Consider the following 236-nt stretch of genomic DNA (forward strand, 5'->3'; position numbering starts at 1 on the left):
ACCTATCTTGGATTTGTTGTGGAAGTCGTGAAACGCACACCAGGGCAGACAGGCTTTCAGCCAGTGGCGAAGCGTTGGGTAGTTGAACGAACATTCGGCTGGCTGGTTCGCTGGAGGCGTCTTGTGCGGGATTACGAGCGACGCCTTGATGTGTCTGAGTCCATGACTCAAATAGCCATGGCAAGCATACTGTTGAAACGTTTCATTATTGATAAATGAGTTTCCAAACACGCTCT

The 236-nt window shown here is 49.6% G+C and carries 1 protein-coding gene; it reads left to right on the top strand.

The annotated features are described in order from the left end of the window. A partial coding sequence (locus ACQRCJ_RS12580; RefSeq protein WP_427799962.1) for a transposase occupies positions 1-219 on the top strand: 219 nt, incomplete at its 5' end. Between the last annotated feature and the right edge of the window lie 17 nt (positions 220-236).

It is taken from the genome of Desulfovibrio sp. SGI.102, from assembly GCF_050314315.1.
Classification (GTDB): Bacteria; Desulfobacterota; Desulfovibrionia; order Desulfovibrionales; family Desulfovibrionaceae; genus Desulfovibrio.